The sequence below is a fragment of the Nonomuraea ceibae genome, assembly GCF_019396325.1.
Lineage (GTDB): Bacteria > Actinomycetota > Actinomycetes > Streptosporangiales > Streptosporangiaceae > Nonomuraea > Nonomuraea ceibae.
Map to the genome: position 1 here is coordinate 64415 of NZ_JAHKRO010000012.1, position 23391 is coordinate 87805.

At 73.5% G+C, this 23391-nt stretch carries 20 protein-coding genes; 11 read left to right on the forward strand and 9 right to left on the reverse strand.

The window, feature by feature from the left end:
* The first annotated feature begins 18 nt into the window (after window positions 1-18).
* From KME80_RS11120 to KME80_RS11130, 3 genes are all read left to right on the forward strand, one after another.
* On the forward strand, window positions 19-285 hold the full coding sequence (locus KME80_RS11120; protein WP_219503810.1) for a DUF6504 family protein: 267 nt from the start codon (window positions 19-21) through the stop codon (window positions 283-285).
* Window positions 285-3860, forward strand: coding sequence for a DNA polymerase III subunit alpha (locus KME80_RS11125; protein WP_219503813.1), 3576 nt, complete (start codon window positions 285-287; stop codon window positions 3858-3860). Before KME80_RS11120 ends, KME80_RS11125 begins: the two co-directional genes overlap by 1 nt.
* A 125-nt stretch (window positions 3861-3985) precedes the next feature.
* Entirely contained in the window at window positions 3986-4513 is a 528-nt protein-coding gene (locus KME80_RS11130; protein WP_219503816.1) for a hypothetical protein, read from the forward strand.
* Between the two features lie 85 nt (window positions 4514-4598).
* Here the strand turns inward: KME80_RS11130 and KME80_RS11135 are convergent, their stop codons facing one another.
* Both KME80_RS11135 and KME80_RS11140 read right to left on the reverse strand, forming a co-directional pair.
* Entirely contained in the window at window positions 4599-6230 is a 1632-nt protein-coding gene (locus KME80_RS11135) for a beta-N-acetylhexosaminidase (RefSeq protein ID WP_219503819.1), read from the reverse strand.
* On the reverse strand, window positions 6227-7357 hold the full coding sequence (locus tag KME80_RS11140) for an MFS transporter (RefSeq protein WP_219503822.1): 1131 nt from the start codon (window positions 7355-7357) through the stop codon (window positions 6227-6229). The genes KME80_RS11135 and KME80_RS11140 overlap by 4 nt, the downstream gene beginning before the upstream one ends.
* Window positions 7358-7416: 59 nt before the next feature.
* Here KME80_RS11140 and KME80_RS11145 point away from each other — a divergent pair, with 59 nt between their 5' ends.
* The 3 genes from KME80_RS11145 (at window position 7417) to KME80_RS11155 (ending at window position 11841) form a co-directional block, all read left to right on the forward strand.
* Window positions 7417-8526, forward strand: coding sequence for an ROK family transcriptional regulator (locus tag KME80_RS11145; RefSeq protein WP_219503824.1), 1110 nt, complete (start codon window positions 7417-7419; stop codon window positions 8524-8526).
* A 165-nt stretch (window positions 8527-8691) separates the two neighbouring features.
* A complete protein-coding gene (locus KME80_RS11150; RefSeq protein WP_219503827.1) occupies window positions 8692-10569 on the forward strand; it encodes an ABC transporter permease in 1878 nt (625 codons plus the stop codon).
* A 21-nt stretch (window positions 10570-10590) separates the two neighbouring features.
* Complete coding sequence (locus KME80_RS11155) at window positions 10591-11841, forward strand: extracellular solute-binding protein (RefSeq protein ID WP_219503830.1); 1251 nt, start codon at window positions 10591-10593, stop codon at window positions 11839-11841.
* Here KME80_RS11155 and KME80_RS11160 read toward each other — a convergent pair.
* Window positions 11838-12521, reverse strand: coding sequence for a DUF4328 domain-containing protein (locus tag KME80_RS11160; protein WP_308125707.1), 684 nt, complete (start codon window positions 12519-12521; stop codon window positions 11838-11840). The two genes, KME80_RS11155 and KME80_RS11160, sit on opposite strands and share 4 nt — an antisense overlap.
* 68 nt (window positions 12522-12589) lie before the next feature.
* Window positions 12590-13237, reverse strand: a complete 648-nt coding sequence (locus tag KME80_RS11165; protein ID WP_219503836.1) for a response regulator — start codon at window positions 13235-13237, stop codon at window positions 12590-12592.
* Between the two features lie 90 nt (window positions 13238-13327).
* Between KME80_RS11165 and KME80_RS11170 the strand changes: the two genes are divergently transcribed.
* From KME80_RS11170 to KME80_RS11180, 3 genes are all read left to right on the forward strand, one after another.
* On the forward strand, window positions 13328-14005 hold the full coding sequence (locus KME80_RS11170) for an ABC transporter ATP-binding protein (RefSeq protein WP_219503841.1): 678 nt from the start codon (window positions 13328-13330) through the stop codon (window positions 14003-14005).
* Entirely contained in the window at window positions 14002-15930 is a 1929-nt protein-coding gene (locus KME80_RS11175) for an FtsX-like permease family protein (RefSeq protein WP_219503846.1), read from the forward strand. Before KME80_RS11170 ends, KME80_RS11175 begins: the two co-directional genes overlap by 4 nt.
* A 453-nt stretch (window positions 15931-16383) precedes the next feature.
* The gene (locus tag KME80_RS11180; RefSeq protein ID WP_219503849.1) at window positions 16384-17370 is read left to right on the forward strand and encodes an NAD-dependent epimerase/dehydratase family protein; all 987 of its coding nucleotides are present in this window, start codon (window positions 16384-16386) and stop codon (window positions 17368-17370) included.
* A gap of 84 nt (window positions 17371-17454) precedes the next feature.
* Here the strand turns inward: KME80_RS11180 and KME80_RS11185 are convergent, their stop codons facing one another.
* The gene (locus KME80_RS11185; RefSeq protein ID WP_219503852.1) at window positions 17455-18456 is read right to left on the reverse strand and encodes an LLM class F420-dependent oxidoreductase; all 1002 of its coding nucleotides are present in this window, start codon (window positions 18454-18456) and stop codon (window positions 17455-17457) included.
* Window positions 18457-18539: 83 nt separating this feature from the next.
* Here KME80_RS11185 and KME80_RS11190 point away from each other — a divergent pair, with 83 nt between their 5' ends.
* A complete protein-coding gene (locus KME80_RS11190) occupies window positions 18540-19970 on the forward strand; it encodes a sulfatase family protein (RefSeq protein WP_308125708.1) in 1431 nt (476 codons plus the stop codon).
* Here the strand turns inward: KME80_RS11190 and KME80_RS11195 are convergent.
* On the reverse strand, window positions 19959-20678 hold the full coding sequence (locus tag KME80_RS11195; RefSeq protein ID WP_219503859.1) for a helix-turn-helix domain-containing protein: 720 nt from the start codon (window positions 20676-20678) through the stop codon (window positions 19959-19961). The genes KME80_RS11190 and KME80_RS11195 overlap by 12 nt on opposite strands.
* A 50-nt stretch (window positions 20679-20728) precedes the next feature.
* On the opposite strand from KME80_RS11195, the gene KME80_RS11200 reads away from it, so the two are divergent.
* The gene (locus KME80_RS11200; RefSeq protein ID WP_219503862.1) at window positions 20729-21577 is read left to right on the forward strand and encodes an NAD(P)H-binding protein; all 849 of its coding nucleotides are present in this window, start codon (window positions 20729-20731) and stop codon (window positions 21575-21577) included.
* Here the strand turns inward: KME80_RS11200 and KME80_RS11205 are convergent.
* The 3 genes from KME80_RS11205 to KME80_RS11215 form a co-directional block, all read right to left on the reverse strand.
* Window positions 21564-21722, reverse strand: coding sequence for a hypothetical protein (locus tag KME80_RS11205; RefSeq protein WP_219503865.1), 159 nt, complete (start codon window positions 21720-21722; stop codon window positions 21564-21566). The genes KME80_RS11200 and KME80_RS11205 overlap by 14 nt on opposite strands.
* A gap of 193 nt (window positions 21723-21915) precedes the next feature.
* Entirely contained in the window at window positions 21916-22392 is a 477-nt protein-coding gene (locus KME80_RS11210) for a hypothetical protein (protein ID WP_219503868.1), read from the reverse strand.
* Window positions 22393-22443: 51 nt separating this feature from the next.
* The gene (locus KME80_RS11215) at window positions 22444-23355 is read right to left on the reverse strand and encodes a class I SAM-dependent methyltransferase (protein ID WP_219503873.1); all 912 of its coding nucleotides are present in this window, start codon (window positions 23353-23355) and stop codon (window positions 22444-22446) included.
* Window positions 23356-23391: the final 36 nt, after the last annotated feature.

A 23391-nucleotide genomic window follows, 5' to 3' on the forward strand; every position in this document is an offset into this window, starting at 1 on the left:
GCCGCGGGGAGAAGCGTCTTGAGCAGACTCTATGGCGATCCGATAGAGGTGTGGACCCGGGACGGGGAGCCGACCCAGTTCGTCTGGCGCGATCGTCTCTATCTCGTCAGGCGCGTGCTCGACCACTGGGTCGTGGCGCGCGAGTGGTGGAAGACCGGCGAGGGCGACCCCGGCGAGCGCCGGTTCTGGCGGGTCGAGGCCAGCCCCGGCCGCGAGGTCGGCTCGTACGAGCTGAGGTTCGACACCGCCAGCAACGGCTGGCTGCTGCTGCGGGCGTGGGACTGATGGCGCCGTTCCCGCACCTCAACGTGAGCTCCGCGTACTCGATGCGCTACGGCACCGCGTTCCCGAAGGCGCTGGTGGCGCGGGCCGCCGAGCACGGGATGGACATTCTCGCGCTGACCGACCGCGACGGGCTGTACGGGGCGGTCAAGCACGCGCAGGCGTGCGCGGACGCCGGGATCTCCCCGGTCTTCGGGGCGAACCTGGCGCTCGCCCCGACGGGGGAGCGGCGGCCGCGGACCGGCCCGGGGGCGCAGGACCGGGTGACCGTGCTGGCGCGCTCGCACGGCTGGTCGCGGCTGGCGCGGCTGGTCACGGCCGCCCATTACACGGGCGAGCGCGGCGACCCCCGGGTGAGCCGGGAGCTGATCGGCGAGCACGACGGCGCCGACGGCGGGCTCGTGGTGCTGCTCGGGCCGCGCTCCGACGTGGGCCGGGCGGTGGCCGAGCGGCGCGACGACCGCGCCCGCGCGCTGCTCGCGCTCTGGCGCGACGCACTGCCCGGCGTGGTGGTCGAGGTGGTCGACCAGTACGGGTTCGGCGACGCCACGACGGCGCTGCGGATGCTCGCGCTGGCCGAGTCGGCCGGGGTGCCCGCGGTGCTGAGCAACGCGGCGCGCTACCTGGACCCGGCCGACCACCAGGTGGGCGACGTGCTCGACGCGGCCCGCCAGCTCGTCCCGCTGCACCCGCGCCACCTGGAACGCACCACCTCGCACGCCTATCTCAAGAGCGGCAAGGAGATGCTGCAGGTGGCCGCCAAGATCTGCGGCGGCGACCAGGAGCGCGTCACCCGGCTGCTGCGCGCCACCCGGCAGGTCGCCGAGGCGTGCGCGATGGAGGCGGCCGAGCTGCTCGCGCTCCGCAAGAGCCCGCCGGATCTGCACCTGCCGGAGATCGGCCGCGACCCGGTGCCGCTGCTGCGCCACCGGGTGGAGGACGGGCTGGCCGAGCGCGGGCTGGACAGGTCGCGGGAGGCGCGGGAGCGGCTGGCGGCCGAGCTGCACATCATCGAGAAGAAGCGCCTGTCCGGTTACTTCATCGCGGTCGCCGGCATCACCGACATGATCCGCGAGATGGGCGTGCGCTGCGCCATCCGCGGCTCCGGCGCCGGCAGCCTGGTCAACTACCTCATCGGCATCGGCGAGGTGAACCCGCTCGACCACGGCCTGCTCATGGAGCGCTTCCTGTCGGAGGGCCGCGTCGGGCTGCCCGACATCGACGTGGACGTCGAGTCCGCCCGCCGCCTCGACTGCTACAAGGCGATCTTCGACCGCTACGGCGAGTCGCGGGTGGCCTGCGTGTCCATGATGGAGACCTACCGGGCGCGCAGCGCGATCCGCGACGTGGCCGGGGCCATGGGGCTGCCGCCGCACGAGATCGACGCCATCGCCAAGGCGTTCCCGCACATCAGGGCCATGCAGATCACCGCCTCCCTGCGCGACCTGCCGGAGCTGCGCGACAGCCGCCTCGGCGAGGCCGGCCTGGACCGGGTGTTCCGGCTGGCCGAGAAGCTCGACGGGCTGCCCCGGCACATCGCGCTGCACCCGTGCGGGGTGCTCGTCGGCAACTCCGGCCTGCGCGACCGCACGCCCGTGGAGCGCAGCCTGCTGGAGTTCCCCATGTCGCAGTTCGACAAGGACGACGTGGAGGAGGCCGGGCTGCTCAAGCTCGACGTGCTCGGCGTGCGGATGCAGTCGGCGCTCGCGTACGCGCTCGGCGAGATCAAGCGGGTGGACGACGTCGTCGTCGAGCTCGACACGCAGAGCGGCGACGAGCCCGGCGTCCAGTACGTCCCGCACGACGACCAGGAGACGTACGACATGATCTGCGCGGGCCGGACCCTCGGCTGCTTCCAGATCGAGTCGCCGGGACAGCGCGAGCTGGTCGCCAAGCTGGAGCCGCGCAGGATGCACGACCTGATCGTGGACATCTCCCTGTTCAGGCCGGGACCGGTCAACTCCGACATGGTCACCCCGTACCTGGAGGCCAGGCACGGATGGCGCAGACCGTACTATCCGCACGAGAAGCTGCGCGAGGCGCTGAAGGAGACGCACGGCGTGGTGGTCTTCCACGAGCAGGTGCTGAAGATCATCCAGGTGATGACGGGCAGGGACCTGTCCTACGCCGAGGCGCTGCGGCGCACGCTCGGCACGCCCGAGGGCCGCGACCGGGTGCGCCGCCACTTCGTGCCGCTGGCCAAGGCGAACGGGTTCGACGACGGCGCCGTGGAACGCGCCTGGAAGGTGCTCGACGCGTTCGGCGGGTTCGGGTTCTGCAAGGCGCACGCGGCGGCGTTCGCGCTGCCCACCTACCAGTCGGCCTGGCTCAAACGGCACCACGCCGCCGCGTTCTTCGCCGGGGTGCTGACGCACGACCCCGGCATGTACCCGCCGCGCGTCCTCATCGACGAGGCGCGCCAGTGCGGGGTGCGGATCCTGCCGCTGGACGTGAACAAGTCGGCCAAGGACTGGCGGGTCGAACGACTCCAGCTCCGCGTCGACCCCGCCGACCTGGCCGGGAGCGACGAGCCGCCCCGGCGGCGGCGCGACTTCAGGATCGAGGAGATCGGCAAGGGCTACGCGCTGCGCGTGCCGTTCTCGGCGGTCAAGGGGGTGAGCGAGGCCGAGGTGGCGCGCATGGTCGAGGGCCAGCCGTACACCTCGCTCGCCGACTTCTGGGACCGGGCCCGCCCGTCCAGGCCGACGCTGGAGCGGATCGTCCAGGTCGGCGGCCTGGACGCACTGCACGGCCTGCGCCCCGGCGGCCCCCGCTGGAAGCCCGGCGAGCTCACCAGGCGCGACCTGATCGCCCAGGTCGGCGTGCTGGAGCGGACCTCGGCCCACGGCGTGCGGTCCGGGCCGCGCGCCACCAAGCGCTACACGCCCCGCCAGGCCGCCCCCGAACGCCACCTGGCCGCCGTGCAGCTCCCGCTCGGGTTCGCCGAGCACATCCCGCCCGGCGAACTGCCCGAGATGACCGAGACGGAGATGGTCGAGGCCGAGCTGGAGATCCTCGGCATGGACGTCAGCCGCCACGTCATCAGCTTCCACGACGAGCTGCTCGACGGCCTCGGCGTGGTGCGCGCCAAGGACCTGCTCACGCTGCGCAACGGCGCCGAGGTGCTGGTGGCGGGGGTCAAGGTCGCCACCCAGACGCCCGCCATCCGCTCCGGCCAGCGCATCGTCTTCGTCACGCTGGACGACTCGACGGGGCCGGTCGACCTGACCTTCTTCGAGTCGGTGCAGGGCAGGTGCGCCTCGACGGTGTTCGGGTCGTGGCTCATGGTCGTGCGGGGGGTGGTCAGGCGCACCGGCGCCCGGGCCGTCTCCATGCGCGCGGTCGACTGCTGGAACCTGGTGGACCTCGACGCCGTCTGGCGCTCGCGCGGGCTCGACGCGGTCCGGGCGATCATCGCCGAGACCCCGGAGGAGCGGGGCGGCGTCGGCGGGCGGGCGATCGAGTACGCCAACGGGTTCAGGCTGTCGCCCTACTCCGACCTCGGCCCGGCGATCACCGAGCCGCCGCGTCGCCTCTGGCACGCCAGCCCGGGCAGCTCCGGGCCCACGGCGGCGTGAACGGGAACCGAGGTCCAACAGGGACCGAAGTCCTTCGACGGCGGGCCTTGCGGCACTGCCGGGCGCGGGCCGGAGCCGATGTGATGGGACGTGACGACAGCGATCCACGCAGAGAGGTGCCCGTCATGGCCGTCCATGTGCAGCAGCCCGTCAGGCGTCACACCGTCACCGCCGGCGCCCGCCGCCCGGCCGACCACGTCTGGGCGGTCGCCCGGATCGCGCTCGGCTGGATCTTCCTCTGGGCCTTCCTGGACAAGACGTTCGGCTGGGGGTTCGCCACCCCGGCGGACAAGGCGTGGATCGCGGGAGGGAGCCCGACGACCGGGTTCCTGAAGGGGGCCGGGGAGAACGCGCTCGGCGGCTTCTTCGCCGGCCTCGCCGGTCAGGCGTGGGTCGACTGGCTGTTCATGGCCGGTCTGCTCGGGATCGGCGGCGCGCTCGTGCTGGGCGTCGGGCTGCGGGTCGCCGCGGTCACCGGCGGCCTGCTGCTCGTGCTGATGTGGGCGGCGGCGCTGCCGCTGGCCACCAACCCGTTCCTGGACGACCACCTGATCTACGCCGTCGTGCTGGCCGGGCTGGCGCTGGCCGACGCCGGGACCACGTTCGGCCTGGGCGGGCTGCCGGTCGTGCGCCGCACTCCCTGGCTCCGATAGCCGCGCCCCCGCCGCCCACCCCGGTCTCCTCCGGGGTGGGCGGCGTCGTGTTCAAGCGCGGGTGGTGCTCAGGCGGGTGCGGTGCTCAGGCGCTGTGGGCGGTGGGCTCCGCGACCACGCCGGAGTCGGGCAGCCGGGCGGCCCACTCCTGCCAGTGCTCCCGGGTGGTGCGCACCTCCGAGGAGTGGGCACGCGCCCCGGTGCCGCCCATCTGCCAGGGCCGCGGCCCCTCCAGCGGCCGGTACTCGCAGCCCGCCGCGTCCAGCCGGGCCAGATGCCCCCCGCTCAGCCGCTCGACCAGCGACGCGTAGCCGACCGGCGCGCCCGACCAGACCGCCTCGGCGATGGCGCAGGCCCGGGGGAACACCATGTAGTCCAGGTGCCGCTCGTGCGGGATGTACTCGCTCCACGCCTGGAACTGCCCGCCGAGCACCCTGGCCCGCTCCTCGTCCGTCCACGACGCGGGCAGCGGCGCGAACGCCGCCGCGTCCTCCAGCGTGATCGGCCCGCCGATGGCCAGCGGCTCGTCGGGCCGGTCGGACTGGTCGTAGTCGAGGTAGGTCGGGTACGTGGACGCGCGGACCACGTCGTGCCCGGCGGCGGCGGCCTCCCGGGAGATGGCGTCGCCGCGCCAGCACATCACGATCGTGTCGGGCAGCACGCCGCCCGTCTGGAACGCCTCGTCCCACACCACCATGCGCTTGCCGCGCCCGGCCAGGTAGGCGCCGACCTCGCGCAGGAACCAGCCGTGCAGGTCGCCCGGCGTCCTGGCGCCGATCGCCGCCATGTGCGCGGCCACCTCCGGGTCGCCCGGCCAGTCGGAGGTGACGCACTCGTCGCCGCCCAGGTGCACGTACGGGGTGTCGATGGCGGTGAGCAGCTCGTCGAGGAGCTCGCACACCAGCTTGACCGCGGCGGGGACCGGCTTGAGGACCCCGGCCGAGATGCCCCAGCCGCGCAGCACCTCGCGGGTGCCGGTGCCCAGCTCGGGGAAGGCGGTCAGCAGCGCGGAGGCGTGGCCGGGCAGATCGATCTCGGGGACGACGACGATCCCGCGCTCGGCGGCGTAGGCGGCCACCTCGGCCAGGTCGTCGAGGGTGTAGTAGCCGCCGTGCGGGGTGCCGTCGAAGGTCGTCGGCCCGTGGTGGTGGCCGGACATGGTCTCGGGGCGGTGTGTGGCCAGCCTGTTGATCTCCGGATATTTCCTGCTCTCGATGCGCCAGCCCTGGTCGTCGGTCAGGTGCAGGTGGAGGCGGTTCATCCGGTGCATGGCCAACAGGTCGACATAGCGCAGCAACGTGTGCTTGGTCATGAAATGCCGGGCGACGTCCAGCATGCCGCCGCGCCAGCCCAGCGCGGGCTCGTCCTCGACCTCGCCGCACGGCACCACGCCGCCCGCCCGCCCGGCGACCCGGTACGCGTCAGGGCCGCGCAACTGCCTGAGCGTCTGCACGGCGTGCCGTACCCCGGCGAGGTCCGCGGCCACGATCTCGGCGCCGCCGGCCGAGACGCGCAGCCGGTAGGACTCGGGCCGGCCCGCCTCCAGGCGCACGGACAGCGCGCCCTCGGGCCCGGCGGCCACGGGCAGCGGCCCGAGCAGCGACTGGACCGCCTCGACCAAAGCGGGCTCGCCGTGCACGGCGCCGAGGGCGAACGTGCCCCCGGAGCCGGCCGCACGACGGGGAGCGGGCAGCAATGTCCGGTAGGGATCGGTCATGTGAGTGCCTTTCGTGAGCTTCCGGTGCGGAAATAGAGAGCGAGGGGCACGATGGCGCCCGAGGTGACGGCGACGGCGCTGAGCGCGCCCGCCAGCCCGATCTGCTCGGCGAGGAAGCCGATCAGCGGCGGCCCGCCGAGCATCCCCGTGTGCCCGATGGTGGAGGCCAGGCTCACGCCCGAGGGCCCGCCGAGCGCCCCGGCCTGCGCGATGGCCAGCGGGAACACGTTCGCCAGCCCGAGCCCGACCGCGACGAACCCGGCGAACGCCACCGCGACCGAGCCCGTCCAGGAGGCGGCGAGGATGCCGCCCAGCGCCAGCAGCGCGCCGGTGACGAGCACGGCCGTCGGGCCGTGCCGGCGCACCAGGTGGCTGCCCGTCAGCCGGGCGAACGCGATCGCCACGGAGTAGGCCGAGAAGCCGAAGGCCGCCAGGCTCGCCTCCGCGTGCAGGTCGTCGCGCAGGTGGAGCACGCTCCAGTCGGCCACGGCGCCCTCGCCGAAGGCCGCGCACCCGGCCAGCGCCCCGCACAGGGCCAGGGCCAGGCCGAACCCGCCGCGCCCGCCCCGCCCGCCCCGCGCGGGCCGCACGGCGGGCAGCCGCCCGCGCAGCAGCGGCCGGGCGAGCACGGCGGTGCAGGTGAGGACGAGGGCCGACACCAGCAGGAAGTGCTGCAGGGTGGTGAGCAGGGTGGCCAGCAGGCCGCCGAGCAGCGCCCCCGCGAGGCCGCCCGCGCTCCACAGCCCGTGCAGCATCGACATGACCGGCCGTTCCGTGGCATGTTCGGCCTCGACGGCGGCGCTGTTCAGCCCGATGTTGAGCACCCCGTAGCAGAGCCCGGTGCCCGCGAGCGTCACGCACAGCGCCACGATCGTGCCGGGCAGCGCGATCAGCGGCACGGCCAGGCTGAGCATGGTGATCGCGGCCAGGACGACCGGCCGGGTGCCGAACCGCGCGCACAGCCGCCCGCTCACGGTCATGGCCAGGCCGGTGCCGATGGACATGCACATGAGCGCGACGCCGAGACCGCCGGTGGTGACGCCCAGGTGGTCCTTGATGGAGGGGATGCGCACCACCCAGGTGGCGAAGACGACGCCGTCCAGGAAGAAGAACAGCGACAGGGGCATACCGGCAAATTAACAGGATGGGATCCAGAAAGAAAGAGGCCGTGTGATACACAGTCGCCATGCACACCGCCTCCCCGCACACCGCGCGACTGATCAACGACCGGATGGCGTACGAGGTGCTGCTGTCCCACGGCCCGCTGTCCCGGGCGGAGCTGCAGCAGCGCACGGGCCTGTCCAGGGCGACGGTCGCCGAGCTGGTCGACCGCATGGTGGAGTCGGGCCTGATCTCCCAGGCCGGTCAGGCGCAGACCCGCAGGCGCGGCCCCAACGCGTTGCTCTACGGCGTGGTCGCCGACCGGGCGCACGTGGCGGGCGTGGAGGTGCGCCCCGACCGCATCCTCGTCTCGGTCAACGACGTCACCGGACACCAGCTCGGCACCGCCGAGCTGCCCCAGGATCCGGCCGCCGAGCCCGACAGGCTCGTCTACGACGCCATCACGGCGGCGCTGGCCGACGCCCGGATCGGCGGCCTCGACGGCGTCGTCATCGGCACGCTCGGCGTGGTGGACCCGGTCAGCGGCGACGTCGCCTACATCCAGGCGCTGCCCACCTGGCACTCCAATCTGCTGCCCGGCCTGCGTGCCCGGCTCGGCGTGCCCGTCCTGGTGGAGAACGAGGTCAACCTGGTCGGCCTGGCCGAGCACCGGCTGGGCGCGGCCCGCGGGCACGACACGTTCGCGCTGCTGTCGCTCGGCGAGGGGCTCGGCGGGGCGGTGATCCTGGACGGTCGCCTGCACCGGGGCAGGTCCGGCGGGGCGGGCGAGCTCGCCTACGCCCCGACCGGCGTCGGCGGCGGCAGGCTGAACCAGCTCGTCGACGGGCCCGCCGTCCGTGCGCTGGCCGCGCGGCACGGGCTGCCCGCCGGCGACGCGGTCGAGGCCGTGCGGCAGGCCACCCCGCGGTTCCTGGACGAGCTGGCCGAGCGGGTCACGGTCGCCGCCCAGGGCGTCTGCGCCGTCCTCGACCCCGGCTTCGTGGTGCTGGCCGGCGAGGTCGGCCGGGCGGGCGGGCCCGCGCTGGCCGCCCGGGTGGAGGAGCGGCTCCGGGAGGCCACCCCGCTGCCCACCCAGGTCGCCGCCGGCACCGTGGAGGGCGACCCGGTGCTGCGCGGCGCCGTGGTCATCGCCCTGGAGCGGCTGCACCGGCAGACGTTCGGCCTGACGACCTGACGAGCGGGCTGACCAGGCATGTTCGATGCCTGGCGCCCGATTCGCGACAGTGAGCGGTACATGCGCGGCGTTGCTTGAAGATGCTTGAATTTGCGGCCAATCGCTTGACATTGCTCAAAATGGTGGAACACCATTGCGCCCACTGTCGACGAAAGGTCCTGTGAGATGAGGAGCCGCACCGAGGGCGCCGGCCTGATGCAGCGAACGGCCGACCTGTGGCATCGCACCGTCCCCTGGCGCTGGCTCACCCCGAGCACGGTCCTCATCGCGTGCGTCGTCCTCTTCCCGGCCCTCTACATGGTCTACATGTCCTTCCTGGACATCAGCCGGATCGGGCTGGTCAGGGGCTTCGCCGGGTTCGACAACTACGCCAGGCTCCTGGCCGAGGACGCGCTCGGCACCGTCGTCGGCAACACGCTGCTGTGGCTGGTCATCGTCGTCGGCCTGACCGTGCTGCTCTCGCTCGGGCTGGCGCAGTTCCTGTCCAAGGAGTTCTTCGGCCGCAGGTTCGTCCGGCTCGCGCTGCTGGTGCCCTGGGCGACCTCGCTGGTGATGACCGCGACCGTGTGGCGCTTCATCTACGAGGGCGGCAACGGGCTGCTCAACCGGCTGCTCATGGACCTGTCGATCATCTCCGCCCCGGTCGACTGGTACAAGGACCCCGCCACCGCCCTCTACTCCGTCATGGCGGTCGGCATCATCACCTCGATGCCGTTCACCACGTACGTGCTGCTGTCGGGACTGCAGACGGTGCCGCACGACGTGCTGGAGGCCGCGAAGATCGACGGGGCCGGGGCGTGGGCGACCTGGCGCCGGGTGACGCTGCCGATCCTGCGGCCGTCGCTGATGATCGCGCTGATCCTCAACATGCTGCACGTCTTCAACGCGTTCACCGTGATCTGGGTGATCATGGGCAAGACGTCGGGCAACCACGCCGACACCACCGTCACCTGGCTGTACAAGATCGCGTTCACCGCCCAGCTCGACTCCGGCGAGGCGGCGGCGCTCGGCGTGCTCAACGTCGTCTTCCTGCTGCTGCTCATCCTGCTCTTCGTGCTGGTGCTGCGGCCCCACCGCAACCCCGCGACGACCGAGGAGCGCTCCACGAAGGTCGCAGCTCCGTCCACAGCTGCGTCCACTGCGGCGGCCGTCGCCGTGGCGCGTCCCGCGCGGATCAGGCGGAGCAGTCCCGCGCTGGTCCGGGCCGGCCGGGCCTGGCGGCGCGTGCGGCCCGTCGTCCTGCCGGTCGTGGGGTTCGCCGTGGCGCTGTTCTTCCTCGCGCCCTACGCCGCGATGCTGTCGGGCTCGCTCAAGACCGACGCCGAGCTGTTCGCCGTCCCCGCCGACTACCTGCCCGGGACCTGGGCCTGGTCCAACTACGCCGACGTGTGGAACAAGATCCCGCTGGCCGACTACTTCCGCGTCAGCCTGACCGTCGCACTCGTCTCCACCGCGCTCGTGCTCGTGGTCGCCGCGCCGGCCGCGTACGTGCTGGCACGCTCCAGGTTCCGGGGGCGTACGGCGTTCCTCGGCGTGATCCTCGTGACGCAGATGTTCCCCGCGGTCGCGCTGCTCATCGGCCTCTACCAGCAGGCGCTGTTCGTCGACGGGATCAACAGCTACGGCGTGATCATCGCCATCAACTCCGCCTTCAACCTGGCCTTCGCCGTGTGGATCCTGCACGCGCACTTCAGCTCGATCCCCGTGGAGATCGACGAGGCGGCGATGATGGACGGCCTCGGCCGGTTCCGGATCATGGTGCGGATGATCCTCCCGCTGGCCGCCCCCGGCCTCGTCACCGTGATGATCTTCACGTTCATCCAGGTGTGGAACGAGTTCGTCATCGCGCTGACCCTCTTCAACGACCCGGCCACCGGCCGCGTGCCGCTCACCGTCGGCGTCCAGCAGTTCATCGGCCTGTACGAGACCAACTATCAGTACCTGTTCGCCGCGGCCCTCATGGCGATCGTGCCCGCGGTGATCCTCTTCGCGCTCATCGAGAAGCATCTGGTGAGCGGCCTGACCGCAGGCAGCACCAAGTGACTAGAGAAGGACTGGCGTGACATGACCAGAAGAAGATCACGACTTGGCGCCCTGGCCGCGCTGGCCGGCCTCGTCCTCACGACGGCGGCGTGCGGCGGCGGCTCGGGCGGTGGCGGCGGCGACCAGCAGTCGATCAAACTGGTCGTCGCGCAGTACACCGAGGGCACCCGGCCCTACTGGGACGAGCTGATCAAGTCCTTCGAGACCGCGCACCCCGGCAAGAACGTCGACCTCCAGGTCATCGACTGGGGCAACCTGCAGAGCCAGGTCAACACCATGGTGCAGACCAAGCAGTTCCCCGACGTGCTCAACATCAACGTCTTCGCCGACTACGCCGAGGCCGGGCTGCTCTACCGCGCCGACGAGGTCGTCTCCAAGGAGGTGCTGTCGGACTTCCTGCCGTCCTTCGCCGAGAACGCCTCCTACGACGGCGCCCAGTACGGGCTGCCGTTCGTCGCCACCGTCAACGGCATGTACTACAACAAGAAGATCCTCAAGGAGGCCGGCTACGACAAGCCCCCGGCCACCTGGGACGAGTTCCGCGCCGCCGCGAAGGCGATCAAGGCGCTGCCCGGCGGCTACGTGCCCTACGCGCTGGCGCTCGGCGCCGAGGCCGGCGACTACGAGCTCGGCACCTGGGTGCGCGCCAACGGCGGCGACTGGCGCACCGACGGCAAGTGGACCGTCAACGGCGAGCGCAGCGTCGAGGCGCTGCAGTTCCTCAAGTCGCTCGCGCAGGAGGGCTACACCCAGCCGAACCCCGGCCAGACCAACCGGCCCGACGGCACCTGGCCGCTGTTCGCCCAGGGCAAGGTCGGCATGGTCTACGCCTCCTTCGGCACCCGCGCCTTCCTGGAGCAGGTCGACCAGGCGAAGATCGACTACGGCGCCACCACGCACCCCACCAACCACGGCGCCGAGCCCGCCACGCACGGCATCCAGGACTATCTGATGGCCTTCAAGAAGGACGGCAACCAGCAGCTCGTCCGCGAGTTCCTCGACTACTTCTACCAGGTCGACAACTACACCAAGTATCTGAAGGTCGAGGGCCTGCTGCCGACCACCGCCTCCGCCACCGAGGCCATGCGGAAGGACCCCAAGGTCAGCCCCTACGTCGACATGGTGGCCAAGGCCCGCTTCGACCCGACGTCGCAGCCGGTCTGGGCCGAGCTGCGCGGCACCATGGCGGCCGACCTGGGCAACGCCCTCGCCCCCACCGGCGACCCCCGCGCGACCCTCGACAAGCTGCAGAAGATCGCCGAAGGGTCCTAGGTGGCGCTGCCGAGCCCCGGCGGCGTGAACGGCGCCAGCGCCGCCACCGGCTCGGGAGCCTCACGCTCCGCGCAGGCCGACTGCTGGACCCGGGTGATCCGCCGTACGGTGGCCGCGCACAGCAGCGCGGCCAGCGCGGCGCAGGCGAGCTGCGGGACGCCGAGGCCGGTCAGGTCGCCCTCGGCGGCGTCCAGCGGCAGCACGATCGTGATCAGGGCCAGCGCCGTCAGCCAGCTCACCCACCAGCCCGACACGAGCGCCAGCCAGCGCCACCGCTCGCCCTCGGGCGGGCGGGCGCCCTGCCACACCTCGTGCACCAGCATCGCCGGGGCCAGCAGGTTGACGCCGGGGATCAGCCACGCGGCAGCCACCGGCCCGGTCGTCGCCGCCGGGTCGTTGACCTGCCGGGCGCGCACCAGCCAGGTGACGTAGGCGGCCCCGGCCGCCACGGTCGCGCCCGTGGCCAGCATCATCAGCACCGCGAACGCCGTCACCGCCCCGACCACGGCCTCGGCGTCGGCCCCCTGCGGGCGGCCCCCGTACGCGGCGAGCTGGGCGGCGAGGCTGCGCCCGCGCACCTGCTCGAAGACGACCAGAGCGCTCAAGGAGACGACCTGCGCGGCAAGCGTGAGGTAGACGGCATTGGCCGCTTTGACGGGCGGTGCCTGGGCAAAGCGCACGATGTTCTCCCCCCGGGCCATGCGCTGAGGTTCTGCCTTCACTTCTATCCCGCGGGCACCTCGGTTAATCAGCTCACGACCCCCGATTCCCACGCCCAAGCCGCGATTTCCACCCGGTTCCGAGCGCCGAGTTTGGCGAAGATGCTGCCCAGGTGCGTCTTGACCGTCGACAGCGACACGAACAGCTCGGCGGCCACCTCCTGGTTGGTCCGCCCCCGCGCGATCAGCCGCACCACGTCGAGCTCCCGGTCGGTCAGCGGCTCGGGCAGCGGCGCGGCCCGGCGCTGCGGCTGCGCCAGATGCCGCAGCAGCCGCACGGTCACCGACGGCGACACCAGCGACTCCCCGCTCGCCGCCGCCCTGACCGCCTCCACCAGCAGCGTCGGCCCGCTGTCCTTCAGCAGGAACCCGGTCGCCCCCGCCCGCAGCGCCCCGTACACGTACTCGTCCAGGTCGAACGTGGTGACGATGACCACCCGCAGCGGGCTCTCCACCCCCGGGCCGGCCAGCGCCCGGGTCGCCTCCAGCCCGTCGAGCCTCGGCATCCGGATGTCGAGCAGGCACACGTCCGGCCTGAGCCGCCTGGCCTCCGCGACCGCGTCGGCGCCGTCGGCCACCGCGGCGACGACCTCCATGTCCGGTTGGGCGTCCAGGATCATCTGGAAGCCGGTGCGCACGAGCTGCTGGTCGTCGGCGATGAGTACCCGAATAGTCACGGCCCAACTCTAGGATCAGCCGTTCGGCCGAGGCGCAACCGGTCACAAGGCCGATCCGCCGCACCCCGCCCCGGCGGGAGGCTTGCCCGCATGAACGACGTGCTTGCGGGATTGGCCCTGACCAAGAGGTTCGGGCAGACAGTCGCCCTCGGTGGCGTGGACATCGCCGTACGGGCCGCCGAAGCGGTGGCGATCATGGGGCCGAGCGGCTCCGGCAAGTCCACCCTGCTCCACTGCCTGGCCGGGATCATGAAGCCGGACGACGGCGAGGTGCACCTGCTCGGGCAGCGCATCGACGCCATGGGCGAGCGCGAGCGCAGCGCCCTGCGCCGCACCCGGTTCGGGTTCGTGTTCCAGTTCGGCCAGCTCCTGCCGGAGCTGCCCGCCGAGGAGAACGTCGCACTCCCGCTCATGCTCGGCGGCGTCGCCAGGGCCCAGGCCGTCCGCCAGGCACGCGAGTGGTTCGGGCCCCTCGGGCTCCAGGGCATGGAGACGCGGCGGCCCGGCGAGCTGTCCGGGGGCCAGGCCCAGCGCGTGGCGATCGCCCGCGCCCTCGTCACCAAGCCCGCCGTCGTGTTCGCCGACGAGCCCACCGGCGCGCTCGACCAGAGCACCGGCCACGACACGATGCGCCTGCTCGTCGAGGCGACCCGCGCCAACGGGGCCTCCCTGATCGTCGTCACCCACGACCCGAACGTGGCCGCCTGGTGCGACCGCACCGTCGAGGTCCGCGACGGCAAGCTCCTCGCAGGCGGGGTCCCGGCGTGAACCTCGAACTCACCTGGCGGCTGCTCAAAGGCGGCGGCCGCCGCGGCCTGCTCGGCACCTGGCTCACCCTCGGCGCCGTGGCGGTCTCCACGGCGCTGCTGCTGTTCGCCGTCACCGCCAACTTCGCCTTCGAAGACAGGGGCGAGCGCGGCGCCTGGCGCAACCCGGTCCCCGCCGCCCAGGGGCAGCGGGCCGTCGCCGTCGAAGGCACCCGGCTCGACTACGTACGCGACCGGCAGATCGTCATCGTCGACCTCGCCGCCCTCGGCAGCTCCCCGCCCGTCCCGCCCGGCATGCCGCGCTTCCCCGCGCCCGGCGAGGCGTACTTCTCGCCCGCGCTCGCCGCCCTGGCCAAGCAACTGCCCGCCGCGCAGCTCGCCGGGCGCTTCCCCGCCATGACCGGCGTGCTCGGCGAGGAAGCCCTCGTCCACCCCGAAGAGCTGGTCGCCGTCGTCGGCCAGCGCCCCGACGCGCCCGTCATGACCGCGCCACGCGGCGCCGACGACGCCCCCGTACGCGTCGCCGACCTCGCCGGGGAGCCGTCCATGGACTCCCAGGGCTACCGCATCCTCGCGCTCATCGGCAGCGTGCTCATGGTGGTGCCGCTGCTCGTCTTCGGCGGGGCCGCCGCCCGGCTCACCGTCGCCAGACGCGACCAGCGGCTCGCCGCCCTCCGGCTCGTCGGCGCGACCCCCGGCCAGGTCGTCGGCATGACCGTCGCCGAAGCCGTCATCGTCGCGTTCGCCGGCGTGCTCACCGGCACCGTCGCCTACGCCCTCGCCCTGCCGCTGCTGACCCGCATCCGCATGAGCGGCGGCCCCTGGTTCGCCGCAGACCTGTGGCCCGACCCGCCCGTGCTCGCCGCCACCGTCGTCGCCGTGCCCCTGCTGGTCGGCCTGTCCGCCGTCGCCGGGCTGCGCCGCGTCGTGGTCAGCCCGCTCGGCGTCGCCAAACGCGAGACGCCGCCTGCCATGCGCTTCCTGCGCGTCCTCGTCCTGCTCGCCGCGCTCGCCGCGTTCCCTCTGATGGGGCGCGACACCGGCATCGCGATCATCGTGGCGGCGATCGGGCTCGCGTTCCTGTCCGTCAACCTGGTCGGGCCGTGGGTCGTCGCCCTCATCGGCCGCATCACCGCCCGTGGCGCCCGCGGGCCCGCCCGGCTGCTGGCCGGACGGCGGCTCGTCGACGACCCCCGCTCGGCCTGGCGCACCGTCAGCGGCGTCGCGCTCACCGGGTTCGTCGCCGGGTTCCTCGCCCTGCTCAGCCCCGGCGTGCTCACCAGCGACGCCGTCCCAGGCCAGCTCCGCGTCCTCGTCCCCGAAGGCTCGTCCGCCACCGTCGCCGAACACGCCCGCGACCGGCTCCGCGAAGCCGGCGTCACCGCCACCGTCAAGCAGTCCGACGACGTCGTCGCCGTCACCGTGGCCGACCGCGACGACCCCGCCACTCTTGACCGCGGCCGCACCGCGCTCGCCGGCCTCGTCCCCGGCCGCACCGCCACCACCGGGGCCGACGACGACCACACCGGCGCCCAGCTCCTCGCCGACATCGGCGTCGGCACCGTCGTCGTGCTGTCGGTGTCCTTCCTCGTCGCCATCGCCAGCGCCGGCATCACCGCCGCCTCCTCCATCCTGGACCGGCGGCAGACGTACGGGCTGCTCAGGCTCGCGGGCACCCCCCTCGCCGTGCTCGACCGGGCCCGGCGGGCCGAGACGCTCATCCCGCTCACCGTCATGGGCGGCGGCTCCATCCTGGTCGGGGCCTTCTGCGCCACGCCGTTCATGTTCGGCGCGCCGAACGCCAATGGGCTGATCATGCTGCTGGTGTGCGTCGGGCTTGGCTTCGCCGGCGTCCTCGCCGCCGGCGCCCTCAGCCGCCCCCTCCTCCGCGCGGTCACCACCGACCCCGCCCCCCGCCCCGACTGACCTTCACGGGACGTCGGACCGGGGTTGCCCCCCGCTCGGCTGCGCGCGGGGCGGGGCCGCTCCACCACCGCCCGGGTCTGCGGAGAAGGGCCCCGGGCCGCCGAGCGCCGCGGCCGCCCACCCTGGCCGGGCTGCCGAACGGGCGGGCGGCTCCTCCGTCACCTCGGCCTTCGGCCTTCGGGGGTGGCCCGCGCCCCGGCTGCGCCCACCCGGTCGGCCCCGGGGTGGCGGACCGGCCGCTTGGGCCGCTCGGCGCCGCGAGGTCGCCGCCGGCTCCGTAAGGGGTCGTTCCGTAAGCACCCGCCCAACCACCAGCCCCGTCGGTCACGCCCAGTCCCATCCGGGAAGGGGGTGCCGTCGGGGGCGTTCCCTTCGCCGGGCCGGGGTGGTGGGTGGGTGCGCTGTGGGCGAATCTGGGTGGGTTTGGGGTGGGTGGGGTGTTTGGATGGCGGAATGGAGATCTTGGTACTGGGCGGGACCGCCTGGGTGGGGCGGGAGCTGTCGCGGCAGGCGATCGAACGCGGGCACCGGGTGACGTGCCTGGCGCGCGGCGAGAGCGGGCAGGTGGCCGACGGGGCGACGCTGGTGGCCGCCGACCGGCGTGACCCCGCGGCGTACGAGCGGCTGGCCGGGCGTGACTGGGACGCGGTGGTCGAGGTGTCGTGGCAGCCGGGCTTCGTGCGCGGGGCGCTGGACGCGCTGGCCGGGCGGGCGCGGCACTGGACGTACGTCTCCTCCGTCAACGCGTACGCCTCTCACGCCTCCCCGGGCGCGGACGAGTCGGCGGAGCTGCTCGCGCCCACCGACCGGGACGAGGTGGACCGTGAGCTCTACGGTGAGGCGAAGGTCGCCTGCGAGCAGGCGTCGGCGGCGGCTGCCGGGGACCGGCTGCTGGTCGCCCGGGCGGGGCTCATCGGCGGGCCGGGCGACCACAGCGGGCGCTCCGGCTACTGGGTGGCGCGGGCGGCCCGCGACTCGCTCGGCCCGATGCTGGTCCCGGACGAACCGGACAGCCCGACGCAGGCCGTGGACGTGCGTGACCTGAGCGCGTGGCTGCTGGACTCGGCCGAGAAGGGCGGCACGGGCACGTTCGACGCCGTGGGGCCGACGGTGCCGTTCGGGGAGTGGATCGAGCTGGCCCGTACGGTCGGCGGCCACACCGGTCCGGTCGTCACCGCGAGCTCCGACTGGCTGGTGGCCAACGGCGTGGGCCAGTACATGGGGCCTGAGTCGCTGCCGATGTGGCTGCCGGAGCCGGGCTGGGAGGGCTGGTCGGCCCGCACCGGGGCGGCCGCGCGCGCCGCCGGGCTCAGCCACCGGCCGCGTGCCGAGCTGCTGGCCGACATCCTGCGCTGGGAGCGCGAGCAGGGCCTCGACCGCGAGCGCCGAGCCGGTCTCAGCGCTGCCCGCGAACAGGAACTCCTGGCCGCCCTTGGCTGACGTCCCTTCCGGGCCGGCGCCTCCCGGGGCCGGCCTGCGGCAGGCGGGCGGGTCTCCGTGCCGGGAGGGCTCGGGTTGGCGGGGTCAGCTCAGGACGAGGTCGCGGGTGAGGCGGAGGGAGGGCTCGTCGCGGGGGCCCATGACCAGCAGGGTCGTGACGGGGGACTTGTGCCAGGGTTCCAGGCGTTCCTTGATGCGGCCCGGCGGCCCGACCAGGGAGATGCCGTCGGCGAGTTCGTCGGGGATGGCGCGGAACGCCTCGTCCTTGCGCCCGGCGAGGTAGAGCGCCTGGATGCGCTCGGCGGCCTCGGCGTAGCCCATGCGGCCGATGATGTCGGCGTGGAAGTTGCGCTGTTTGGCGCCCATGCCGCCGATGTAGAGGGTGAGCATCATCTTGACCCCGTCCAGGGCGGACCGGACGTCGTCGGAGATGACGACCATGACCATGGCGGCGATGTCGAAGCCCGGGTCGCGGCCGGCGAGGGCCGGGCCGTACATCTCCTCGATCTTGCCGGGCAGGGCGAACAGCGGGAGCCAGCCCTGGCCGAGTTCGGCGGCCAGGGCGACGTTCTTGGGGCCTTCGGCGCCCAGGTAGACGGGGATGTCGGGGCGCAGCGGGTGGGTGATGGGCTTGAGCGGTTTGCCGAGGCCGCCCGGCAGGGGGAGCGGGTAGTGGGGGCCGCCGGAGGTGACCGGGTGCTCGCGGCGCCACACCTGGCGCATGATGTCGACGTACTCGCGGGTCCTGGCCAGCGGCTTGGCGAACGGCTGGCCGTACCAGCCCTCGACGACCTGGGGGCCGGAGGCGCCGATGCCGAGCAGCAGGCGTCCGCCGGTGAGGTGGTCGAGCGTCATCGCGGTCATGGCGGTGGTGACCGGCGGCCGGGCTGACATCTGGGCGATCGAGGTGCCCAGTTTGATGCGCGTGGTGCGCGCGCCGTACCAGGCCAGCGGGGTGAACACGTCGCTGCCGTACGCCTCGGCGGTCCACACCGAGTCGTAGCCGAGCCGCTCGGCGGCGAGCACCGAGTCGGTCGCGTCGTCGGCGTGGCGTTGCCAGTAGCCGAGGTTCAGGCCGAGCTTCATGAGGCGCCTCCCGAATCAAGTTCCATTTACGGGTGGCGCGGGGGCGGGTGTCAATGCGGGATCATCCGGGGACGAGTGCTTTCGTGCTCAAGGGTCTGCGGCATGTGGTGTGCGTCCTGCTCCTCCTGGTGCCTGGAGCCGAGCCGGTGGTCGTTTCCGGCGGGTCGCGGCCGAACATCGTGTTCGTCATGGCGGACGATCTCGAAGCGGGAAATCTGACGCAGTTTCCCAATATTTCGCGCCATATCGTGCGGCAGGGCGCGTCGTTCGACCGGTTCTTCGTGACGAACTCCTGGTGCTGCCCGTCACGCGCCTCGATCCTCAGATCCCAGTACGTCCACAGCCACGGCGTCTGGACGAACACGCCACCCGAGGGCGGATTCGAGCGCTTTCACGAGCTCGGCCGGGAACGTTCCACCATCGGCACGTGGATGCGCGATGCCGGATATCGCACCGCGCTCATGGGCAAGTACCTCAACCACTACCCGGACAAGGCGGCCCCCGACGACTACGTGCCGCCGGGCTGGGACGAATGGCATGTCCCGGTGCGCAACCTGTACGACGAGTACGGCTACCGGCTCAATGCCAACGGCGACCTGGCCGAGTACGGCTGGGGCGAGCAGGACTACCTCGCCGACGTGCTGGCCGACAAGGCGCGCGACTTCATCACCGGCTCCCGGGGGCCGTTCTTCCTGTTCCTCAACCCCATCGCGCCGCACCTGCCGGCCAACCCGGCGCTGCGCCACACCGACGCCTTCGCCTGGGCCAGGGCGCCCCGGCCGCCGTCGTTCAACCAGGAGGACGTGAGCCGCGAACCCCTCTGGCTGCGCTCCCGGCCGCCGCTGGACGAACGCGAGCTCGCCGCCGTCGACCGGCGCCACCGCAACCGGATGCGCGCCATGCTCGGCGTCGACGACCTCGTCGGCGCCGTGGTCGCCGCCCTGGAGGAGAGCGGCAAACTGGACAACACGTACCTGTTCTTCGGCTCCGACAACGGCTTCCACCAGGGCACGCACCGGCTCGCGCAGGGCAAGACCACGCCGTTCGACGAGGCCATCAGGGTGCCGCTGGCCGTACGCGGGCCCGGGGTGCGCCCCGGGACGACGATCAGCGAGCTGGGCGCGACCGTGGATCTGGCGCCGACGTTCGCCGAGCTCGGCGGGGCCGAGGTGCCGCCGTTCGCCGAGGGGCGCTCGCTGGCGCCGCTGCTGCGCGGCGAGCGGCCCGCCACGCGGCGCAGGAACGTGCTGGTCGAGTTCGCCCGCCCGGCCAAGCGGTCCTCGGCCGCGCAGACCCCGGTGCCGCCCTACCAGGCGTTGCGCACCGAACGCCACACGTACGTCAGATATGCGACGGGGGAGGAGCAGCTGTACGACCTGCGGACGGACCCGTACCAGCTCCACAACCTGGCCGCGGACGCCGACCCGAGGCTGGTGGCGCGGCTGCGCGCCCGGCTCGACGGGATGCGCGCGTGCTCCGGGGCGTCGTGCCGGGTGGCCGACTCACGCGGCTGAGCACGGAGCGGGCGCGGGCAGCCGGCCCGCCCGGTAGGCGCTCGGCGGCACCCCCATCACCGCGCGGAACTCGGCGGTCATGTGCGACTGGTCGTAGTAGCCCGCGTCGGCGGCCAGCGCCGCGGCCGGCCGGCGGCACACCTCGCCCAGCACCCGACGTACCCGGTCGATCCTGGCGAACCGCTTGGGCGCCACCCCGACGCCCGCCGTGAACACGTCACGCAGATGCCGCTCGCTCACCCCCAGCTCGCCCGCCACCGCCCGCACGCCGGCCCGAGGCAGCAGCCTCGCCGCCGCGTCCACCAGGTGCGCGCGGTCCAGGTCGGCGCGCGGCTGCCCGGCCAGCCGCTCCAGGAACGCCGCCTCGATCCGCTCCCGAGCCCGCCGCTCCCAGCCGTCGCCGCCCGCCTGCCCGGCCAGCTCGTCCGCCAGCCGGTCGGCCCGTACGCCCCACAGCTCCCGCAGCGGCACGACCCGGTCGGCGAGCTCGTCCAGCGCCACCCCGAGCAGCGGCCGGGCCCGCCCCGGCCGCAGCCGTACCGTCACGCAGTGCGGCACCAGCTTGGGCTCCAGGTACGAGGCCCGGGTGCGGGGCCCGAGCGCGTACAGCTCGCCCGCGCCGTCGGTGCCCGTGCGGAAGGCCACCGTGGCCGCCGTGTCGGGCTCGCGGACGTGGAAGGAGAGGTGAGCGGAGGCGGCGTCCTTCATATGCCGATTCTTCCTAGAGTCGCGGGCGGGTGCGGCGGCACGGTGAACCCATGATCCTGATCACCGGTGCCACGGGCACCATCGGCGGCCACGTGACCCGCCTGCTCACCGGCCGTGGCGAGCCGGTCCGCGTCCTGGTCCGCGACCCGGCACGCGCCCCCGCCGGGGTCGGCGTCGTCCGCGCCGACTACGCCGACCCCCGCTCGCTCGCCGCCGCCTTCGACGGCGTCACCGCCGCGTTCCTCGCCACCGCGTTCGGCCCCGCCCTGCCCGCCCACGACCTCGCCCTGGTCGAGGCCGCCCGCGCGGCGGGCGTCAAGAAGGTGGTGAAGCTCTCCACCATCCCCGTCGCCGCGACCGGCGGCGCCGACCCCGGCGCCTGGCACCGGCCCGGCGAGCGGGCCGTTGCGGCCGGCGGCCTGGCCTGGACGCTGCTGCGGCCCGCCGGGTTCGCGTCCAACTCGCTGGCCTGGGCCGAGGCCGTACGGACGGGCGCACCGATCCCGAACTTCACCGGCGACGGCACGCACCCCGTCGTCGACCCGCGCGACGTGGCGGCGGTCGCCGTCGCCGCGCTCACCTCGCCGGGCCACGAGGCGCGCTCCCACGACCTGACCGGGCCCGCGATGGTGAGCGTCCCCGACCAGGTCGCGACCCTGGCACGACTGCTCGGCCGCCCCCTGGAGGCCGTCGACGTGCCGGCCGCCGCAGCCCGGGACCAGATGGTCGCCGCCGGCGCCGACCCGGTGCTGGCCGACCTCGCCGCCTCGGGCTGGGCGATGCTCCGGGACGGCGGCTCGCCGGGCGTCACCGACACGGTCCCGCGCATCCTGGGCCGCCCCGCGGCCACCTACGCCACCTGGGCCGCCGACCACCTGACCGCCTTCACCGGTAACTGATCCCCGTACGTCCCGCCCGAGGCACGACCTCCCCGGCCCAGTCGAAGGCGGCCTCCTGGTCGTCCTGGGGGATGGCGGCGGTGAAGTGGACGGGCGTCCCGCCACCGGCGGGCCGCACCACCCAACCGCCCCTCTCCCTGCTCAACACCCACCGCTCGACCGCCGGGGCCGGGACCGTACGCGGCCGAACCAGCTGCCGGGCCGCCGCCGGAAGGGCCGCCCACCGCGACCCGGGCGCCGGAGCGTACCCGGTCACCCCGGACCGGGTACGGCCGGAAAGACACCACCGCAGCACCCCGGCCAAGTGCCCGAACGCTTCCCGCCGCCGCCTCCACGAGTCAGCCGATCCCGCATTCATCAGTGGACACCAGCCTCTCCGCGCTGTCCTTCTGGGCGGGCTCGAACTCCTGCACCCGTCCGTCGTCCGCCCGCAGGGCGCCCACCGCCGTCCCACGGGCCCGCCACAGCCCGGGAAAACACGGCACTGCGACCGTCAGCGTCTGCGGCTCCGGCACGGGCACCCTCCTGTCGGTCCTCTCGTCCATTGTCACCCAACGGCCGTTGGTGTCCCGGGTCTGCAGGCGAAGGGAGATCCGGTGCCGGACAGGTGGAAGGTCGCACCAGTACTTCAGGGTGGCGCCGATCCCCGCCGCGGACACGCTGACGGTCTGATGAAGCACCTCCATGAAGCACCGGGGTTCGGACACGCGCCCCCTCTCACCGGTGCGGTCCTGCTCGTCGCATCTGGCGGGCGCGGTCATGAGCGTGACCATCGCGCATGCCGCAAGCTGCGCTCGCACCAAGCTGAAGAGCATCGAGGCCGGCCTCCGATCCGTGGGTGCGCACGGCGGAAACGGTAGTGCTCGTCAGTCGGTGGAGGCGGGGGTTTCGGCAGGGAGGGTGAAGTGCCAGATGATCATGGTGGGGCGGTCGGTGTTGGCGGCCTGGGTGGCTTCGGGGACCAGGGCGGTGAGGATCCAGGGCCAGACGTCCCACCTGGCGACCGCCTCCGAGGTGGTGGGGGGTTCGGCGGGGCGGGGGGCCGAGGGGAGGCGGGGTTCCTCGCAGGCGCGGAGCTGGAGGCCGGCGGCCAGGGCGGCGCGCAGGTAGTCGCCCACCGGGTGGTGGTAGGTGGCGATCCGCCCGAGCCGTCCGTCGGGCAGGCGCACCGTGGGGACGAAGCCGCGTGCGACCCCCTCGGGGTGCATGTCGGAGATCACGAGGTGGCCGCCGGGCCGCAGCACCCGGGCGAACTCCGCCATCGCGGGCCCGAGCGACGGCACGTGCGTCAGCGCCAGGGAGCAGGTCACGAGGTCCACGGCGTCGTCGGGCACCGGCAGCCGGTCCAGCTCGCCGTGGCGGAAGTCGCCCTGCGGCACCCGTTCGCGGGCCAGGGCGAGCATGTCCGGCGAGCTGTCCACGCCGATGACCCGGTGGCCGCGCCCGGCGAGGGCCGCCGCCATCCGGCCGGTGCCGCAGGCGGCGTCCAGGGCGGCGCCCGGCGGCAGCTCGCCGACGATCCCGGCCACGAGGGGCTCGTCGATGTCGAACAGCCCGTTCGGCCCGTCGTAGGTGCCGGACCAGATGCGGTATCCCTCGGCCGACTCCACCCGCGCGACCTCGACGGCGGCGTCGGCCAGCGCCTCGTCGTCCAGCAGCCTGCGGATCTCGGCGATGCGGGCCTCGACGAACGCGCGGTCGTGCCCGCCGGTGAAGGACCGCAGCAGGGCGGCCCCTTCGATGCCCAGCAGGTAGGCCAGGGGGTGCTCGTGGATCACCCGGGCGAGACTAGCCAGGACGTTCCGGACGTCGCC

Excerpts from the sequence above, each read along its gene's own strand:
- KME80_RS11195 (WP_219503859.1), bottom strand. The coding sequence starts at position 20,678 with ATGAAGGACGCCGCCTCCGCTCACCTCTCCTTCCACGTCCGCGAGCCC.
- KME80_RS11185 (WP_219503852.1), bottom strand. The coding sequence starts at position 18,456 with ATGAAGCTCGGCCTGAACCTCGGCTACTGGCAACGCCACGCCGACGAC.
- KME80_RS11140 (WP_219503822.1), bottom strand. The coding sequence starts at position 7,357 with ATGCCCCTGTCGCTGTTCTTCTTCCTGGACGGCGTCGTCTTCGCCACC.
- KME80_RS11210 (WP_219503868.1), bottom strand. The coding sequence starts at position 22,392 with ATGCTCTTCAGCTTGGTGCGAGCGCAGCTTGCGGCATGCGCGATGGTC.
- KME80_RS11170 (WP_219503841.1), top strand. The coding sequence starts at position 13,328 with ATGAACGACGTGCTTGCGGGATTGGCCCTGACCAAGAGGTTCGGGCAG.
- KME80_RS11150 (WP_219503827.1), top strand. The coding sequence starts at position 8,692 with ATGAGGAGCCGCACCGAGGGCGCCGGCCTGATGCAGCGAACGGCCGAC.
- KME80_RS11155 (WP_219503830.1), top strand. The coding sequence starts at position 10,591 with ATGACCAGAAGAAGATCACGACTTGGCGCCCTGGCCGCGCTGGCCGGC.
- KME80_RS11200 (WP_219503862.1), top strand. The coding sequence starts at position 20,729 with ATGATCCTGATCACCGGTGCCACGGGCACCATCGGCGGCCACGTGACC.
- KME80_RS11180 (WP_219503849.1), top strand. The coding sequence starts at position 16,384 with ATGGAGATCTTGGTACTGGGCGGGACCGCCTGGGTGGGGCGGGAGCTG.
- KME80_RS11135 (WP_219503819.1), bottom strand. The coding sequence starts at position 6,230 with ATGACCGATCCCTACCGGACATTGCTGCCCGCTCCCCGTCGTGCGGCC.
- KME80_RS11125 (WP_219503813.1), top strand. The coding sequence starts at position 285 with ATGGCGCCGTTCCCGCACCTCAACGTGAGCTCCGCGTACTCGATGCGC.
- KME80_RS11130 (WP_219503816.1), top strand. The coding sequence starts at position 3,986 with ATGGCCGTCCATGTGCAGCAGCCCGTCAGGCGTCACACCGTCACCGCC.
- KME80_RS11145 (WP_219503824.1), top strand. The coding sequence starts at position 7,417 with ATGCACACCGCCTCCCCGCACACCGCGCGACTGATCAACGACCGGATG.